This is a genomic window from Micrococcus sp. HOU01 (assembly GCF_035609305.1).
Classification (GTDB): domain Bacteria; phylum Actinomycetota; class Actinomycetes; order Actinomycetales; family Micrococcaceae; genus Micrococcus; species Micrococcus luteus.
Genome location: NZ_CP141211.1, coordinates 60554 through 77598, shown reverse-complemented (window position 1 = coordinate 77598; position 17045 = coordinate 60554). Strand labels below are relative to the sequence as shown.

The 17045-nt window shown below is 71.1% G+C and carries 16 protein-coding genes, 1 tRNA gene and 2 pseudogenes; 13 read left to right on the top strand and 6 right to left on the bottom strand.

Going from position 1 to position 17045, the window contains the following annotated elements:
* Nucleotides 1–21: 21 nt before the first annotated feature.
* The 3 genes from pstC to pstB all read left to right on the top strand — a co-directional run bounded on the left by pstC (nucleotide 22) and on the right by pstB (nucleotide 3027).
* Nucleotides 22–978, top strand: a complete 957-nt coding sequence (gene pstC / locus SOY78_RS00390; RefSeq protein WP_044658633.1) for a phosphate ABC transporter permease subunit PstC — start codon at nucleotides 22–24, stop codon at nucleotides 976–978.
* 1 nt (nucleotide 979) lies between these two features.
* Nucleotides 980–2161: a phosphate ABC transporter permease PstA gene (gene pstA / locus SOY78_RS00385; protein WP_324701632.1), complete on the top strand. Its 1182-nt coding sequence runs from the start codon at nucleotides 980–982 to the stop codon at nucleotides 2159–2161.
* An 86-nt stretch (nucleotides 2162–2247) separates the two neighbouring features.
* A complete protein-coding gene (pstB, locus tag SOY78_RS00380) occupies nucleotides 2248–3027 on the top strand; it encodes a phosphate ABC transporter ATP-binding protein PstB (RefSeq protein ID WP_036384205.1) in 780 nt (259 codons plus the stop codon).
* A 92-nt stretch (nucleotides 3028–3119) separates the two neighbouring features.
* On the opposite strand, the gene SOY78_RS00375 is transcribed toward pstB, so the two are convergent.
* The 3 genes from SOY78_RS00375 to SOY78_RS00365 all read right to left on the bottom strand — a co-directional run bounded on the left by SOY78_RS00375 (nucleotide 3120) and on the right by SOY78_RS00365 (nucleotide 5601).
* Nucleotides 3120–4145: an inorganic phosphate transporter gene (locus SOY78_RS00375; RefSeq protein ID WP_036384207.1), complete on the bottom strand. Its 1026-nt coding sequence runs from the start codon at nucleotides 4143–4145 to the stop codon at nucleotides 3120–3122.
* Nucleotides 4146–4160: 15 nt separating this feature from the next.
* The gene (locus tag SOY78_RS00370) at nucleotides 4161–4787 is read right to left on the bottom strand and encodes a hypothetical protein (RefSeq protein ID WP_036314859.1); all 627 of its coding nucleotides are present in this window, start codon (nucleotides 4785–4787) and stop codon (nucleotides 4161–4163) included.
* 139 nt (nucleotides 4788–4926) lie between these two features.
* On the bottom strand, nucleotides 4927–5601 hold the full coding sequence (locus tag SOY78_RS00365; RefSeq protein WP_002856103.1) for a hypothetical protein: 675 nt from the start codon (nucleotides 5599–5601) through the stop codon (nucleotides 4927–4929).
* Between the two features lie 158 nt (nucleotides 5602–5759).
* Here SOY78_RS00365 and SOY78_RS00360 point away from each other — a divergent pair.
* Nucleotides 5760–5832: transfer RNA gene (locus tag SOY78_RS00360), tRNA-Lys, on the top strand.
* 519 nt (nucleotides 5833–6351) lie between these two features.
* Here SOY78_RS00360 and SOY78_RS11755 read toward each other — a convergent pair.
* Nucleotides 6352–6904, bottom strand: a pseudogene (locus tag SOY78_RS11755) (IS5/IS1182 family transposase); the annotation flags it as partial.
* A gap of 93 nt (nucleotides 6905–6997) precedes the next feature.
* The gene (locus SOY78_RS00350) at nucleotides 6998–8008 is read right to left on the bottom strand and encodes an HNH endonuclease (RefSeq protein WP_200867934.1); all 1011 of its coding nucleotides are present in this window, start codon (nucleotides 8006–8008) and stop codon (nucleotides 6998–7000) included.
* A gap of 169 nt (nucleotides 8009–8177) precedes the next feature.
* On the opposite strand from SOY78_RS00350, the gene SOY78_RS00345 reads away from it, so the two are divergent.
* From SOY78_RS00345 to SOY78_RS00335, 3 genes are all read left to right on the top strand, one after another.
* Entirely contained in the window at nucleotides 8178–8615 is a 438-nt protein-coding gene (locus SOY78_RS00345) for a hypothetical protein (protein WP_036383545.1), read from the top strand.
* A 263-nt stretch (nucleotides 8616–8878) separates the two neighbouring features.
* Complete coding sequence (locus SOY78_RS00340) at nucleotides 8879–9604, top strand: alpha/beta hydrolase (protein ID WP_036383543.1); 726 nt, start codon at nucleotides 8879–8881, stop codon at nucleotides 9602–9604.
* Nucleotides 9605–9637: 33 nt separating this feature from the next.
* Nucleotides 9638–10507, top strand: coding sequence for a hypothetical protein (locus SOY78_RS00335; RefSeq protein ID WP_036383541.1), 870 nt, complete (start codon nucleotides 9638–9640; stop codon nucleotides 10505–10507).
* Nucleotides 10508–10635: 128 nt separating this feature from the next.
* Here the strand turns inward: SOY78_RS00335 and SOY78_RS00330 are convergent, their stop codons facing one another.
* Nucleotides 10636–11913, bottom strand: coding sequence for a DUF445 domain-containing protein (locus SOY78_RS00330; protein ID WP_324701631.1), 1278 nt, complete (start codon nucleotides 11911–11913; stop codon nucleotides 10636–10638).
* A gap of 100 nt (nucleotides 11914–12013) precedes the next feature.
* On the opposite strand from SOY78_RS00330, the gene SOY78_RS00325 reads away from it, so the two are divergent.
* The 6 genes and pseudogenes from SOY78_RS00325 (at nucleotide 12014) to SOY78_RS00300 (ending at nucleotide 17037) form a co-directional block, all read left to right on the top strand.
* Nucleotides 12014–12937 (top strand): glycerophosphodiester phosphodiesterase family protein, encoded by a 924-nt coding sequence (locus tag SOY78_RS00325; RefSeq protein ID WP_036383537.1) that lies wholly within the window; start codon nucleotides 12014–12016, stop codon nucleotides 12935–12937.
* 8 nt (nucleotides 12938–12945) lie between these two features.
* Nucleotides 12946–13606: pseudogene (locus SOY78_RS00320) on the top strand (ATP-binding cassette domain-containing protein); the annotation flags it as partial.
* A gap of 84 nt (nucleotides 13607–13690) precedes the next feature.
* Nucleotides 13691–15031 carry an Nramp family divalent metal transporter gene (locus tag SOY78_RS00315; protein WP_036383535.1) on the top strand — a complete coding sequence of 447 codons (1341 nt, stop codon included), beginning with the start codon at nucleotides 13691–13693 and terminating at the stop codon, nucleotides 15029–15031.
* 31 nt (nucleotides 15032–15062) lie between these two features.
* The gene (locus tag SOY78_RS00310) at nucleotides 15063–15440 is read left to right on the top strand and encodes a thiamine-binding protein (RefSeq protein WP_063189969.1); all 378 of its coding nucleotides are present in this window, start codon (nucleotides 15063–15065) and stop codon (nucleotides 15438–15440) included.
* Nucleotides 15441–15547: 107 nt separating this feature from the next.
* Nucleotides 15548–16111: a GNAT family N-acetyltransferase gene (locus SOY78_RS00305; protein WP_036383531.1), complete on the top strand. Its 564-nt coding sequence runs from the start codon at nucleotides 15548–15550 to the stop codon at nucleotides 16109–16111.
* The gene (locus SOY78_RS00300; protein ID WP_324701630.1) at nucleotides 16108–17037 is read left to right on the top strand and encodes a spermidine synthase; all 930 of its coding nucleotides are present in this window, start codon (nucleotides 16108–16110) and stop codon (nucleotides 17035–17037) included. Before SOY78_RS00305 ends, SOY78_RS00300 begins: the two co-directional genes overlap by 4 nt.
* Nucleotides 17038–17045: the final 8 nt, after the last annotated feature.

Sequence of the window (17045 nt, the reverse complement as noted above, 5' to 3'; positions counted from 1 at the left end):
GTCGATCTGAGGGAAGGCACTGTGTCCTCAACCACCAACGAGGCGGCACCGAAGCCGTCCAGCCTGCGCGGCCCCCGCCGCGGAGCCGCCGGAGACAAGCTCCTCTCCGGCGGGGCCCTTGCGGCCGCCGTCCTGATCCTGCTCGTGCTCGCCTTCGTGGCGGTCTTCCTCCTGACGGAGGCATGGCCTGCCCTGCAGCCGGGTGCGGAGCTCGTGTCCGCGGACTCCTTCTTCCAGTACGTGTGGCCGCTCATGGCCGGCACCGTGATGGTGTCGATCATCGCTCTGCTCATCGCCACCCCGGTCGCGATCGGTGTCGCCCTGTTCATCTCGCACTATGCGCCCCCGCGCATCGCGCAGTCGGTGGGCTTCGTGATCGATCTGCTGGCCGCGATCCCCTCCGTGGTCTACGGCGTGTGGGGCTGGCTGACGCTCGCTCCGCTGATGGTGCCGATCTACGGCTGGCTCAACGAGAACCTGGGCTTCATCCCGTTCTTCGGCGGCTCGGCCACCACCACGGGCCGTACCCTGCTGACCTCGGGCGTCGTGCTGGCCGTGATGGTCCTGCCGATCATCACCGCGCTCTGCCGTGAGATCTTCACCCAGACCCCGAAGCTCCACGAGGAGGCCGCGCTCGGCCTCGGCGCCACGCGCTGGGAGATGATCAAGATGACCGTGTTCCCGTTCGCCCGGGCCGGCATCGTCTCCTCGATCATGCTCGGCCTCGGCCGCGCGCTCGGCGAGACCATGGCGGTCACCATGGTGCTCTCCGGCGGCGTCTTCTCCTGGTCGCTCGTGGAGTCCGGCAGGAACCAGACGATCCCGTCGGAGATCGCGCTCAACTTCCCCGAGGCGTTCAACATGCGCCTGCACGAGCTGATCGCTGCCGGTCTCATGCTCTTCATCATCACCCTGGCGGTGAACATGATCGCCCGCGCGATCGTGAACAAGCACAAGGAATTCTCGGGAGCCAACTGACATGAGCACTGTCTCGACTTCTCCCCGGGCCACCGAGGACAGCGTGACGCCGCGGCGTCACTCCCTGACCGAGGGTCAGAAGCCCGGCTGGACCTGGATGGCCGTCGCAGCTGCCGCGGCCGTCGTCGCCGCCGGCCTGACCGTGCTGCTCAGCGGCGCCTTCAACGTCGTCGGTTTCGTGATCATCGCCGCCATCCTCTACATCGCGGGGCTCTACGTGGCCACCCGCGTGATGGAGAACCGGCGCCGCGCCGCAGACGGCCTGTGCCGCAACCTCGTGTGGCTGGCGTTCCTCGTGGCCCTGGTGCCGCTGGTCTCCGTGCTGTGGTCGGTCCTCTCCGCCGGTCTGCCGACCCTGATCGCCAACCCGCAGATCATGGCGTACGACATGAAGGGCATCACCGGCATCGACAACTCGGCGTGGGTGGAGGACGGCAAGCCCGCCGGCGGGCTCGCGGGCGGTTTCGGCCACGCCCTGATCGGCACCGTCGTGATCACGATCATCGCGACCCTGATCTCCGTGCCGATCGGCATGCTCACCTCCATCTACCTGGTGGAGTACAGCCGCGGCGGCTGGTTCTCCCGCGCCATCGTGTTCTTCGTGGACGTCATGACCGGCATCCCCTCGATCGTGGCCGGCCTCTTCGCCTACGCCGCGATCACGTGGGTCCTGACCCTGGTCACCGGCAGCAAGTCCACCGCACTGCAGTCCGTGCAGATGGGTCTCACGGCCGCGATCGCGCTCTCGGTGCTCATGATCCCCGTGGTCGTCCGATCCACGGAGGAGATGCTCCGTGTGGTGCCCAACGAGCTGCGCGAGGGCGCCTACGCCCTCGGCGTGCGCAAGTGGCAGACCATCGCCAAGGTGGTCCTGCCCACCGCGATCTCCGGCATCGCCTCCGGCGTCACCCTGGCCATCGCCCGCGTGGCCGGCGAGACCGCGCCGATCCTCGTGACGGCCGGCTTCGCCACCAGCATCAACTGGAACCCGTTCGACAACTGGATGACCGCGCTGCCGGTGTACATCTACCGCCAGCTGGTCGCCCCGACCTCGCCCACGGCGGCGGACCCCTCGACCGCCCGCGCCTGGGCAGCCGCCCTGCTGCTCGTGACCATCGTCATGCTGCTCAACCTGGCGGCACGGTTCATCGCCAAGGCGTTCGCCCCCAAGAAGGGCCGATGAGGTCCGGCCGCCCGGAATCCCCCGGGCGGCAGGCCCCGACCCCGTCGCACCCCCCCAGAGACTTCCACGAAGGAACAGAACCACTCATGTCCAAGCGCATCCAGGCCATCGACGTCGATGTCTTCTACGGCAAGTTCAAGGCCGTCGAGGGCGTCAACATCGACATCGCCCCCCGCTCCGTCACCGCCTTCATCGGCCCCTCCGGCTGCGGCAAGACCACTTTCCTGCGCAGCATCAACCGCATGCACGAGGTGCTCCCCGGCGCCACCGTGGACGGCCAGCTCCTGCTCGACGGCGAGGACATCTACGGGCCCGGTGTGGACCCGGTCCGCGTCCGTTCCCAGATCGGCATGGTCTTCCAGCGCCCGAACCCGTTCCCCACGATGTCCATCCGGGACAACGTGCTGGCCGGCTACAAGCTCAACGGCACCCGCCTGAACAAGTCCCGTGCGGACGAGCTCGTGGAGAAGTCCCTGCGCGGCGCCAACCTGTGGAACGAGGTCAAGGACCGCCTCGACAAGCCCGGCTCCGGCCTCTCCGGCGGTCAGCAGCAGCGTCTGTGCATCGCCCGCTCCATCGCGGTGCAGCCCGACGTGATCCTCATGGACGAGCCCTGCTCCGCGCTCGACCCGATCTCCACCCTCGCCGTCGAGGACCTGATCAACGAGCTCAAGGAGGAGTACACGGTCATCATCGTCACGCACAACATGCAGCAGGCCGCGCGCGTGGCGGACAAGACCGCGTTCTTCAACATCCAGGGCGTCGGCAAGCCCGGCAAGCTGATCGAGTACGACGACACCAACGTCATCTTCAACAACCCCTCGAGCCAGCAGACCGAGGACTACGTCTCCGGCCGTTTCGGCTGAGCCGCCCCGCGCTCCGTCCCCGACCCCGTCCGGCCGCACGCCGGGCGGGGTCGCGGCGTCTGCGGGGCCGGGCGTCGTCGTCGGGCGCGGCCTCAGGCCAGCGGGAGGAGGGCCAGCGTGCCGAGGAGGCCGAGGAGGGCGCAGGCCACCGGCGTGAGCAGCCACCAGCCGACCACGCGCAGCACGGTGGGCCAGCGCACGGACGCGTAGGTCTGCGTCTGGCCGGCGCCCACGATGGCCGCCGTCGCCGTGTGGGTGGAGGACAGGGGCAGGTGGAACACCAGGGATCCGACGAACAGCAGGCCCGCGGGGATGACGGCGGCCACGGACGCCCGCAGGGGGTCGAGGCGCACGAGACGCTCGGTGAGGGTCCAGGCGATCCGCCAGGCGCCGCCCAGCGTGCCGAGCCCGACCGCGAGGGCGAACAGGAACGCGCCCCCCACGAACTCGGCCGTCAGGGCGTCCGGCGCCAGGACGGACCCGGACCCCACCAGCACGGCGGCCCACAGCACCCCCATGCGCTGACCGGCCTGCAGGCCGTGGCCCATGGCCATGGCGCTGGCGGAGATGCCCAACGCGACGCGGGCCCGGTGCTGGACGTTGACCGTGGTGCCGCGGGTGGCGAGCCGCGTGGCGGGCGCGGTGAGCAGGCGGGCGAGCGCCCACGCGATCAGGGGCGAGAGCAGCAGGCTGAGCAGCACCTCGGCGCGGACGAGGTCGAAGATGGTGTGGGCGACGTCGATGTGCAGGCTCAGGCGCACGGCGAGGTGGCTGCCCGCCAGCGCGGAGATCAGCGCGTGCGTGCTGGAGCCGGGCAGGCGCCGCCACCACAGCAGCAGACCCCACACGAGGGTCACCACGCAGGACACGCCCACGGCCAGGGGGCCGATCTCGCTGCGCACCGCGGGCGAGGTGAAGTAGTGCACGCTCAGCGTGATGAGCCCGATGCCCAGCAGCGCGCCCACGGTGTTGACCGCTCCGGTCAGGAGGAGGGCCCCGCGCGGGGTCAGCGCCCGGTACCGGACAGGCAGCGCCGCGGCGTTGGGGGCGTCGCGGAACCCCATCAGCGCGCCGACGGCGCACAGCAGCACGAGGACGACGGCGAGCCCCGCGGTCACGGCGCCTCCACCGGCTCAGGACTCACGGACGAGCACCATGCCCAGGTCCATGTTCACGCGGGAGAGGGCCTCGAGCGCCGCGTGCAGCGCCCAGGCGACCTCGCGCTGGCGGTTGTAGTCGCGCTGCAGCAGGTCCATGCCGAGGTCGGCGAGCCACTCGACCATGATCCGCTCCGTGCGGCGGGAGGCGCGCAGCAGCTGCATCCACGTGGCCTCCAGTGCGTCGAGGTCGCGCATCTCGGCGGCGCCGCGGGCGAGCAGCTCGGCCTGACGACCCACGGTCTCGAGGACGTCGAGGGCGTGCGTCGGCAGCTCCTCGAGGTCGGCCCGCTGGATCAGCACGCCCGCCGACACGACGCGCCGGGTGGTCGCGTGCACGCCGCTGGCCAGCCGGTAGAGGTCCTGACGGGGCAGCGGCGTCACGTAGGCGCTGCGCAGCGCGGTGAGGAAGGCCATGAGGGTGGCGCTCGAGGACGAGTCGAGCTCCTCGAGCTCACGGGCGGCACGGTCCGCCTCGGGTCCGCGGGTCCCCGCGACCTGGGCCACCAGATGCACGGACCGGTGCAGGGCCTCGGCGAGGTCCGCCATGTGGCGCAGCGCCGGGGTGTCGCGCGTGACGAGCCAGGGCATGCGGGGGGACATGGGCAGCGGTCGCTCTCTCGTCGACGGGTGGCGAAGGGGTCGACGACGACGCCGGACCGGGAACGCCTCTCGGCGGAAGGCCGCTCGCAGCGGCTATGTGTTGGAGCCCGGGGTTACCAGCGGCCCGGCGCCGTCCCCTTCAGTCTAGCGATCCGTCCCGAAACGCTCGACCCGCCGCCTCCAGGGCGTCGGCGGTGCTGACCAGGCGCGCGGCCCGGCGGGTGAGGGCGGCGGCGCGGTCCGGGGCGGCGGCCTCGGAGCCCTCGGCGTGCTCGACCTGGCCCAGGGCCACGACGCGGGCGTAGGCCGCGGCGCGCTCGAACGCGACGTCGATCTCGGAGCGGTAGGCGCCCGTGAGGATCGTGTCCGTGAGGCGGCGCAGCTCGGCCGGCCCCGGCGGCTCGACGGCCCCCGCCACGACGCGCGAGGCGTAGGCGGCGTGCCCGGCGCGGTACCAGGCGGCCCAGCGCTCGCCGTCGCGGGTCGTCGCCTCCTGGAGTGCGTACAGGCGCCACAGGGCGCCGGCGAGCGAGACGGGCGGGGCGTCCGCCCACAGCTCGGCGAGCGTCTCGACGCCGAGCTCGCGGACCAGCCCGACCAGCCGCTCGACGACGGCCGGGTCCTCCTCCGCGCGGCCGCCGGCCACGAGGGCGTGGGCCAGGCGCGAGGCCGCCGCGGCCACTTCCTGCGGGTCTTCGCCGCCGGCGAAGTGCGTGAGCTCCTGCGGCTCCGAGAGGCGGGGCCGGTGCGGGCGCAGCACGCCCGAGGCGCTCGAGCTGGCGCCGCGGCCGGCGGGCAGGCGGTGACGTGCCATGGGCGGGCTCCCTTCGAGGGCGCATCGGGGTGGGGATGTGGTCGCCGGAGGCGGCGGCCCCGTCCACGGTAGTGCCCCGGGCGCCTGGGCTACCATCGGAGGGCACCCGTGAGGGTCGCCGTCGTCGGCCGCGCGCCGTCGTCGTCGGCCGCGGGTGAGGGCCTTTAGCTCAGCTGGCAGAGCATCGGACTTTTAATCCGCCGGTCGCGGGTTCGATCCCCGCAGGGCCCACCGGAAAGCGGCCCCTGACCAGGCATGACGCCCAGTCAGGGGCCATTGTCATGCCCGCGCGGACCTGGCCTATCCAGCGAAAACCCAGCATTTTCGATCCGACGTCACCCCTCCACATCTCGGAAGAAGTCGGCCAGGACGGCCTTCATGTCCGCCGCCTCCGGAGCTTTCGCCTGATAGTGCGCTGCCGTCACGGCTTCCGAGGCGCGCCCCAGGGACGCCGACGACGCCACAAGCCCCCGGATGTCTGCGTTTCGTGTCGGGGCCGCCCTCCGCATCGTGTCCGGATGGACCACCCGAAGCCGATGGTTCGCATGGCCGTGCGCCACTGCTTCCGGAAGTTGGATGGGTCCCGCACGGTCCCCGTCGCCGACGGAAACACTACGCCGAGCTCCGTCATCCGCTCCCAGCGGCTCGCAACATGTCCGCCGCCGGGGCCACTGTGTAGCCCTGGACAGCGCGAGCCGACTTCGGATGATCCCGACGCACTACGCCCCGGAGACGCGGCACCCTGTGGCGCTAGGGCGTGTCCGACAATGGTTTGGACCATGCGAGTGCAGCGCTCAGGGCCACCGCGATCCGGTAGTCGATCACGTACTTGTCATGCCTGGTCGTTAGTCCCGTTACTGCTTCAGGCGCGCGGACTGAGGCTCTAGGACGTTACGGCCTTTGTACACGGCCCCGTCGAGGCCAATAGACCGCTCGCGGCCTGGATCGCGGCGTCCGCAGTGACCCTGCTGGTTCGACGGCTCGGGGTCACTGCTGTGATGCCGCGGGCCCGCAGATCGGAACGGATCGTCCAGCAGGAGTAGGCCTTGTCGCCCAGCACCATGTTCGGGCGGGTCCGGGGCCGACCCACCGGCCGGTGTGCGCGCGGCTGCTCAGCAGGGGAGCCGTGATGGGCCAATTCCTTGCCTGGCTGGGGTGTGATCGGGCTGGCGAGCGACATGCCTGCACCGTCGACGAGCTGATGGTTCTTCGTGCCCAACCCGCCATGCGAGGGCACGATCCCGTGATCGGCAGGGCCACCCCGCAGATTCTTGTAGTTCGATCCGCCCCCTGTGTGGCGGGTGATGGTTCTGACGTGCAGGTCTGGCGGTATCAGATGGCTTCGAGGGCCAGACGTCCATTAGTGGCGGGTTCCCGTTGACGGCCCATCGAGCCCTTAGATTTTATTGGACTTCGACCGATTGCACTTCCAGCATAGCGCTTGCAAGTTTTCTTCTGTCGTCAGGCCACCTCGAGAGACCGGGATGATGTGGTCCACCTCAAGCAGAAGGTGGGGCTCGGCATAAGTACTAACCCCGCAGTTCTGACAAGTGAAGTTACCTCGATCCTTAATGTGATGGCGGAGCTTGGACGTCATGAGGGCCCGCTGACCCGCGGCCGACTTCCGAAACTTGATACGAGCCGACATCGTATCGATGAGGGCGTCGAGGGCTTGGGAGTTCAAGACCACATTGGTTCGTTCGCTGCTATTGCCACCCGCGCTGACGTACTCAAAGGTGTATGTCTCATACGGGATCGTAATGGGGGAAATCTCCACCCCGACCTGTTCCATAAACTCGTCCAAGAAGTGCTTCTGAATGAACGAAGGGGGCTCGATGGCTTCAGTGATTGAGGCCTCTCTGTTCTGGAGGTTGGAGAGGGCTTCCTCGAGCTGAGCCAAGCTTGACCCCATCTCTTCCACTTCCGCTAGTCGATCTTCCTCTGCGTTGATGTGGAAGTACTTCATCAGGTAGCGGATGGGGTCCATCTGAGCCTTCCGTACCACCTGAAGCGAACAATTGTGGACGTTCGGCTCCCCGAGGGTCGCCACGTTCCGATCCCGGATGTAGTTGTGGCGGCTCGTGTTCTCGCTATAGGCAAGGTGCGCGTGCTGGCCGGTCGACGATTCGCCAAGGCTGAAAGAGCCTCTAGCGCGAATCTCGTCGATGTACTCCTTGAGTTCGTTGTGTTCTGCCACGAAGGCCCGAATCTCCGCTTTCTTCTCTTGGAACTCTTCACTATTGAAGTATCGGTGCTTCCTGATGAGCAAGATGATCCGCGGGAGTACTGGCATGAGGAAGATGAGTGCCCCGGGCCCTGCCGGGATCGAGATGACCGCAAGGGCGATAAGTGCCCACTCCCACCACCGGAACAGTTCACGCCGCTTGGGGCCTTCAGCACTCATCATCGAGTCCTCCCTTATTGATCGCTGTGATCCTACGGGATGGGGCGTCTGAGGAGGCGGTGGCAATGGCGGGGGCGTGGCGTGGTTCGGCGCTGTGGGTGGCCGCGCAAGTCAGGCGACCACGGGCGCGACTGCCAGTAGGTAGACAGCATGCCTAAGACAGACTGTCCGCATGGATGCATGGATCGGCGTTGTCGGAACGCTCCTCGGCGCCGTCGTCGGCGGCGGCGTGGCATACCTCAACGGCACAAGAGATCGGAAGTTGGAGGCCCGCCGGGACCAGGAAAAGCGCGTAACGGAGGTTGCCGGGGAGCTTCTCCAGATAGTCGACGCGCGGGAGAGGTACGTTCACGGCTACCTGGAGGTCGTGGGAGAGTTCCCACACGATGGCACTCCGGACGGTGAGGAGGACCCCGCGCGGAAGACGCTCGCACTCCTGGAGCTCTACGCCCCGGCTCCGGTCACAACGGCCGCCCGCGAGTACGTCGATCTCATGGACAAGTGGGAGGCGGGATGGACGTGGGAGGCCACCGGGAACGACGTCCGCGCGGCCCGGGAGCGGTACATCTCGGCTCTCCGGACGTTCATCGGGTCGGACAACCCCGCGTAGAGCCCCAGGTTGCCGCAGACCTGCGAACGGCCCAGTGATTATGCAGCGGAGACGTTCAGAAGCGAGGGACGGGCTCGGACGGAAACATGGGTAGGGTCGGCCAAAATCAGCGGAGGTATTCAGATGGAGAGCAGCAGGCAGAAAAAGCCAGAATTGATACCCCAGACTCCGCCGGTCGCGGGTTCGATCCCCGCAGGGCCCACCGGAGAGCGGCCCCTGACCAGGCATGACGCCCGGTCGGGGGTCCTCCCTAGGATGGAGCCATGAGCCCCACGCCCGCACCAGTCACCGAGACGATCAGCTCCGGCCACAGCGTGGTGTGGTCGCGCCCGCCGGCGGAGCGCGCGGGCACGGACCTGGTGCTCGTGTTCCACGGCTACGGCTCCAACGAGGTCCGCGCGGCGCGCCGCCACTTCCCGATGCTCCCGGAGCGGTGCACCGGCCTGGCGGTGCGCGGCGGCTTCGAGATCGACGAGACGGCGTCCGAAGGCCCGGGCGACCCCGGCGCGCACGGCTGGTTCCTGCTCGACCTGCTGCTGCAGTCCGACTTCGCCCAGGTGCTCGCCGCCGCCCACCGCGTGTTCGACGTGCTCTCCGCCGAGGAGGTCGTGGCGGCCGGCTTCCGCACGGTCTCGGTGCTCGGCTTCTCCCAGGGCATGGCCATGGCGACGACGGTCCTGCGTCTGCGCCCCGAGGCGTTCACCTGCGGTGTGGGCCTGAGCGGCTTCGCCGTCGACAACGAGCTGCTGGCCATGCTCGACTCCCCGGCCGAGGGACCGGGCCCGCGCCCGTTCTTCTGGGGCCGGGACGCCGAGGATCCCGTGATCCATCCGGACGCCGTCGCCCACACCCGCGCGTGGGCCGAGGAGCACACCCGCCTGACCGTGCGCACCTACCCCGGGATCCTGCACGGGACCGGCCCCGACGAGGTCCGTGACGTGCGCATCTTCCTCGAGCACTCCCTGCGCGCGGCGACGCCCGGGTCCTGACCGCGGGGGTCGCGCGCCGATACTGTGGCGCGCATGGCAAAGAACTCGACGATCGGCCGGTACGCGTCCGGGAAGGTGAAGGACTTCGGGCTGAAGTCGGCACTCGATGAGAACGGCGAGCCCACGGAGGGCTTCGAGAAGGCCCTCTCCACGGTGTTGGCGGTCCAGCGCCCCCTGGTCCTGAAGAACATCCAGCGCATGGCGGCGAAGCACCCGGGGGAGAGCCCGGAGCGTCTCGCCGAGCGGCTCGGGCAGCAGTACCTGACCACCGTCACGGGGGCCGGTGCCGCCGTGGGCGGCACCGCGATCGTCCCGGGCATCGGCACCGTGGCCGCGCTCGGCCTGTCCGGTGCCGCGGTCGCCGGCTTCATGGAGGCCACCGCCCTCTACGCGCAGTCCCTCGCCGAGCTGCACGGCATCACCACGCAGGACCCGCAGCGCGCCCAGGCCCTCGTCATGGGCCTCATGCTCGGCGACGACGCCAAGGAGCTGCTCCGCGAGGCCGCCGCCAAGGCCGGCCGTCCCTACGACCCGCAGTCCAGCCTCAACGCGCTCGCGGGCACCGCATCGGGCACCGGCATCAGCGCGTTCGTGGTGGATCGCCTCAAGAGGACGTTCATGCGCAAGATGCGCCTGCGGCAGGGTGCCGGCTTCGTGGGCCGCGCCGTGCCGTTCGGCGTGGGCGCCGTGATCGGCGGCGTGGGCAACCGCGCCATGGGCAAGGCCGTGATGGAGAACGCCGCGGAGCTCTTCAGCCCCCTGCCGATGGTGATCCCCGGCGAGATCCGCGAGGGCGCCGCACAGGGGCGCGCCGATGGCACCAAGGACGACGGCGGCGTCTTCGGTGCGATCCGTCGCGCCCTGCCCGGCGGCAAGGACGAGAAGGACAAGCCCGCCGCCTGACGGCCTCGTCCCCGCGCGTCCATCGCCCCCGTCCCCGCGCTTTCGAACGTGAGAGAGGGCCTATCTCACGCTCGAAAGCGCCCATTCGCCCCATTTCACGTTCGAAAGTGCGGGGTAGGGGCGGCGGCTCAGAGGAACAGCGTGGCTACCCCGTGGATCGCCAGGCCCGCGAGCGCGCCGACGATCGAGCCGTTGATGCGGATGAACTGCAGGTCCTTGCCCACGAACAGCTCGAGGGTGCGCGCGGTCTGCTCGCCGTCCCAGCGGGCGACCGTCTCCTCGATCACCCCGGTGAGCGCCGGGCCGTAGGAGCTCAGCGCATACGCCGCGGCGCGGCGGGCGTGGCCGTCCACGCGGTCGCGCAGCTCGGGGTCCTCCTGCAGGCGGGCGCCGAGGTCGCGCAGGGCGGCCACGAGCGCGCGATGCAGGTCGGAGGACGGGTCCTCGAGCGCGTCCAGGAGCGAGTCCCGCAGGGAGACCCAGGCCCGCCCGGCCCACGCACGCAGCCGTTCGTCCGCGAACAGGTTCCGCTTGAACCGCTCCACCGAGGCGCGGGTGGCCGGCTCGTTCCGCATCTCGTCGGCGAGGCGGTCGAGCCAGTCGTCGACAGCGCGGCGGGCCTCGTGCTGCCGGTCGCGGCGGATGCCGGCGAGATACTTGAGGGTCTCGGCGTGCAGTCGCTCGGCGAGGAGGCGGTCCACGAGGTCCGGGCTCCACTCGGGGGAGCGACGGCGCACCGTCTCGACGAACAGCTCGGGATGGGCGGCCACCCAGTCCCCGGTGTGGGCGACCACGAGGTCCACCACGCGCTCGTGGTGCAGGCCGGCCACCACGTCCTCCAGCACGCCCGCGAGCGTGGGGGACCAGTCCGGGGCCACCATGTGGCGTTCCATCAGCTGACGCAGCAGCTCCTGGACGGCGTCGTCGTCGGCCGCGGCCATGGCGCCCCGGGCCGCCGTCGCGATCTCCCGGGCGGTGCGGGCCGCGTTCTCCTCACGGCGCAGCCAGCCGCCGGCGGCCTCGGCCACCTTCAGTCCGTCGACCTTCTCGTGGGCGACCTCCGAGTCCAGGAAGTTCTCCTGCACGAACTCGGTCAGCGCGGCGCCGAGCTGGTCCTTCTTCCGCGGGATCAGGGCGGTGTGCGGCACGGGCACACCCATCGGGTGGCGGAACAGCGCCGTGACCGCGAACCAGTCCGCCAGTGCGCCGACCATGCCGCCCTCCGCGGCGGCGCGCACGTAGCCCCACACCGGGTGGGTGTCCTGCAACGGGAACGCGACCACGAACACCACGGCCAGCAGGATGAGCAGCCCCAGGGCGACGGCCTTCATGCGCCGCAGGCCCGCCGCGCGTTCGAGGGCACCGGCGCTGAGCAGCTGCTGGGCGGGGTCGGGGGAGAAGGACACGGGAGGCTCCTGATCGCGTGCACCGAATGGTCCCCACCAGTTAACCAGCCGGGCACCCTGCGGTGACGTGGCCGGCACTCGCGCTCCCTAGCCTGGCGGCGTGCCCGCCCTCGTGATCGCCCACCGCGGTGCCTCCGCCGCCTTCCCCGAGCACACCCGCGCCGCCATGCTCCACGCCCTCGCCGTGGGCGCGGACGGTCTCGAATGCGATGTCCAGCTCACGCGGGACCGTGAGGTCGTCTGCTGGCACGACCCCACCGTGGATCGCACCTCGGACGGGCGCGGCGCGGTCGCGGACCACACGCTGGATCGTCTGCGCGGCCTCGATGTCGTCTCGTGGCACGCCCGGCGTCCGGGGGCCGAGCCCGCCACGACGACGGCGCCGCCCGCCGTGTACGGCGGCGCGGGGGAGCAGGTGCTCACCCTGGCCGACCTCCTGGCGATCGCGGCGGCCGCGGACCGGCCGCTGCGCCTGGCCGTGGAGCTCAAGCACCCCTCCCCGTTCGGGCATGAGCTCGAGGAGCGGGTGCTGCGGGAGCTGCTGCGGGCCGGTTGGGACCCGGAGACCGGCCGACTGGGTCAGGTGCAGGTGTCCCTCATGAGCTTCCATCCGGACGCGCTGCGCCACGTGGCGCCGCTGGCCGGCACGGACCCCCTCTGCCCCCTGATGGACCTCATGCCGACGGAGCTGCCGACCCGGCTCGCGCGGGGGCCGCTGAGCCGGGCGGCGGTGCGTGCGGCGGCGCGTCAGTCGCTGGCGGGGTCCGAGGCGCTCGTCTGGCGCGGCCGGGCCGGGATGGCGGGGCCCTCCGTGGCCTACGTGCGGGAGCACCTGGCGGACGTGAAGGCGTGGCTGGCGGCGGGGCGGCGGCTGCGGGTGTGGACCGTCGACGAGCGCGAGGACGCCGATTTCCTCCTCGCCCAGGGGGTGCAGGAGCTCACCACCAACCGTCCGGAGGACGTGCTGCGCTGGGTCCGCGAGCGGGCCGCCGCGCGTCGGGAGCGGGTGCCCACCGGGGCCTGAGGGCGCCGACGACGGCGCGCATGCTGCTCAAGCTGATCGAGCCGACCTCGGGCGAGATCAGCTTCGAGGGCAAGGACGTGCTGGCGCTGAAGGGGGGAGGGGCTCAAGGACTTCCGGCAGCGCGTGCAGGCCGTGTTCCAGGACCCGTTCTCCTCGCTCAACCCCTCGTTCACGGTGGGCCGGATCATCGAGGAGCCGCTGCAGACGTACCGGCGGGGCAACGCCACGCAGCGGCGGGCACGTGTGCTCGAGCTCATGGACCAGGTGGCCCTGCCCTCCCACTTCCACCGCCGGTACCCGGCCGAGCTCTCGGGTGGACAGCGCCAGCGCGTGGCGATCGCCCGCGCGCTCGCGCTGAACCCCGAGCTGATCGTGTGCGACGAGCCGGTCTCCGCGCTGGACGTGCTCGTGCAGGACCAGATCCTCACGCTGCTGCGCCGCCTGCAGGACGAGCTGGGGCTGAGCTACCTGTTCATCTCGCACGACCTGGCGGTGGTGCGGCTCATCTCCGACTACGTGTGCGTCATGAAGGACGGCCGGGTGGTGGAGGCGGCCAGCTCCGAGGAGGTCTTCACCAACCCCCGACACCCGTACACGCGGCGGCTGCTCGCCTCGATCCCGGGCAACGAGCTGGGGATCGCGGTGGAGGCGGACGGGACGCACGTGTGAAGCACCGCGGAGTGATGTGAGCGGCATCGCTCCCGTGCGTGATACTTGCTGCATCACTCGCATCCCCGATCGCAGGAGCATCCCATGGCCCACGCCGTCGACCCCGGGCGCCCCGTGCACAACCCGGACATCGTCGGGTTCACCGACGCTGAACTGAACGAGACGCCGATCCGCCCGCGCTGGAACTCCCTCGGCCCGGGCATCGTCGCCGCGGCCACGGGCGTGGGCGCGGCGGACCTGGTGGCCACCCTGACCGCCGGCTCCCGCTACGGCTACATGCTGCTGTGGGCCGTGGTGCTGGGCGTGATCTTCAAGATCGTGCTCGTGGAGGGCGTGGGCCGCTACTACCTCTCCACCGGCAAGACGATCTTCCAGGGCTGGCGCACCCTCGGGGCCTGGACGTCCTGGTACTTCGGCCCGTACATCCTCATCTGGGGCATCGTGTACGGGGCGACGGCGATGTCCTCCACCGCCCTGCCGCTCGCGGCGCTGTTCCCCGGTGTGGACAGCAAGGTGTTCGCGATCGCCGCGGGCCTGATCGGCCTGGGACTGGTCTGGCTGGACAAGTACCGGCTCATCGAGTGGCTCATGACGGTGCTGATCGGCGTCATGTTCGTGACGGTGCTGCTCTCCGCGGCGCTGACGGCCCCGAACCTGGGCGAGATCCTCGCCGGTCTCGTGCCGCGCCTGCCCTCCGGCGATCCCCAGGCCATGTTCTACGTGCTCGGCCTGGCCGGCGGCGTCGGCGGCACCATCACGCTCGCGGCCTACGGCTACTGGCTGCGCGAGAAGGGCTGGAACGTCCCAAAGTACCTGAAGGTCATGCGGTTCGACAACGCGACCTCGTACATCCTCACGGGCATCTTCGTGATCGCCACCATGGTCATGGGCGTGGAGCTGCTGCACTCGGCGGGGCTGGCGATCTCCTCGGGCGACAAGGGCCTGCTCGACGTCGGCGACGTGCTGGCCGAGCGCTACGGCTCGGCGTGGTCCACGGTGTTCCTCATCGGATTCTTCGCCGCGTCCTTCTCCTCCCTGCTGGGTGTGTGGCACGGCGTCTCGCTGATGTTCGCGGACTTCTGGACGAACTTCCGCCGGCCCGCCGCGGAGCTGGACCAGGACGACGCGCCGTCGCTGTCCTCGAAGCCCGGCCGCTTCTTCCTGCTGTGGCTGACCCTGCCGCCCATGGCACTGCTGTTCCTGGACCGGCCGATCTTCCTGATCCTGCTCTACGGCACGCTCGGCGCCCTGTTCATGCCGTTCCTGGCCGTGACCCTGCTGTTCCTCAACAACACGAAGGACGTGCCGCGGCAGTTCCGCAACGGCTGGGTCCGCAACACCCTGTTGGGCCTGACCGCGGCCGTGTTCGTGGCGATCGGCGTGAACGAGCTGCTCAAGGCCCTGCAGCCGGTGCTCGGGGGGTGAGCCGGCGGCGGGAGCGGGGCACACTGGTGCCATGATCGTCGCCTTCTCCGTCGCCCCCTCCGGCCAACCCGCCGACGCCAACCACCTGCCCGGCGACGCGGACACCGCGTCCGTGCACCGGGCGGTCGCGGCCGCCGTCGCCGTGGTGCGCGCCTCCGGCCTGCCGCACCGCACCTCCTCGATGTTCACCGAGATCGAGGGGGAGTGGGACGAGGTGATGGAGGTCGTGCGCGCCGCCGTGGACGCCGTGTCCCCGTACGGCACACGCGTCTCGCTCGTGCTGAAGGCGGACATCCGCCCCGGCCGCACCGGCGAGCTGGACGGCAAGCTCGAGCGCCTCGAGTCGGCCCTCGCCGAGGACGAGGGGCGGCGCGCCGCCCCGGCCCCGCGCGACGGCGACGCCGGGTGACCCCCCTCCCCGCTGCCCCCGGACGCTTTCGTTCGAGAAACGGCGGCGTGTCGAGGCGCTTTCGTTCGAGACATGGCCGCCGCGCCGGCGGCCCGGAGGAGCAGTCCGTGCCTGAGCCCGTGGCCGTGCGCCCCGCCGCACCCGGGGACGTCGAGGCGCTGCTGCGCGTCAAGGCGCGGTCGTGGCGGGAGGCCTACGGCGCGCTCCTGCCGTCCGCGTACCTGGACGCGATCGAGGCCCGGATCCCGGAGGACGTACCCGCGTGGACCGCGCTGATCGGACCGGACCGTGACCTCTGGGTCGCCGACGACGGCGGCCGGCTGCTCGGCGTGGCGCTCGCGGGCCCGCGTCGCTCGGCGGCGGAGACGGCCCGGACGGGTGCGGACGACGCGGCCGCATCGCCCGCCGACCTGCCCGATGTCGAGCTCATGGTGCTCTACGTCCTGGCCGAGGCATACGGCACCGGCCTGGGAGCGCGCCTGCTGGACGCCGTCGTCGGGGGCCGCCCCGCGCTGCTGCGCGTCCTCGCCGAGAATCCGCGGGCCGTGGCGTTCTACGCCAAGCACGGGTTCGCGGCCGTGGGGGCGCCGGAGCCGATGAACGGCCCGTGGGCCGGCCTGCACGAGCAGCTGATGGTGCGCCGTCTCCCGCACGACGGCGGTGCGGCGTGAGCCGCCGGTTGTCGGCGCGCCGGGGCCGGGCCGCGGGCGGATCCGCCGGCCCCGCCGGGATCGAGCCGGGCGTCCACGCGATCACCCACGGCACCGCCGAGATCCGCGAGGACGCCTTCGAGCCGGGCGCGTTCATCCTCTACGTCAACGGCGTCGAGTCCTCGCCGCTGGACCCCGAGCGCCCCGAGCGCATGGCCTTCGAGTACATGCGCTGGGCCGCCGCGGCCGTCCGGGCGCACTGGCCGGAGCCCACGCCCCTGCGGGCCCTGCACCTGGGCGGCGCGGGCTGCGCGCTCGCCCGCTGGGTGGACCACGCGTACCCGGGCTCCCACCAGACCGCGGTGGAGATCGACGCCGGCCTGGCCGCCCTCGCCCGCGAGCGCTTCGGCCTGCCCCGCGCCCCGGCCCTGCGCATCCGCGTGGCAGACGCCGCCGAGGTCCTGGCCACGGCCCACCCGGCCAGCCGCGACCTGATCATCCGCGACGTCTTCGCCCCGGACCCCACGGACCTGACCGGTGCCCGCCACATCACCCCGCCGGGCCTCACCGGCCTGGACGCGGCCCGCGCCGCCGCGCGGGTCCTCGCCCCGGGCGGGCTGTACGTGCTCAACGTGGGCGGCGGGCCGGACCTGACGTCGGTGCGGGCGGACGTGGCTGCCGTCGTCGCCGCGTTCGAGCACGTCGAGGTGATCGCGGATCCGCCCATGCTCAAGGGGCGGCGCCGCGGCAACGTCATCGTGGCGGCCTCGGACGCCCCCGTGGCCCGCCCCGCCGCGGACGCCCCGCCCGGCGCCGACCCCCGCGACCGCCTGGCCCGCGCCCTGCGCATGGACGCCTTCCCGGCCCGGCTCGCGGAGGATCCACGCGGCTTCCCCGCGGGCGTCTCGCCCGGGATCACGGGACTCATCCCGGGCCCCGAGGCGTAGACTGGAGG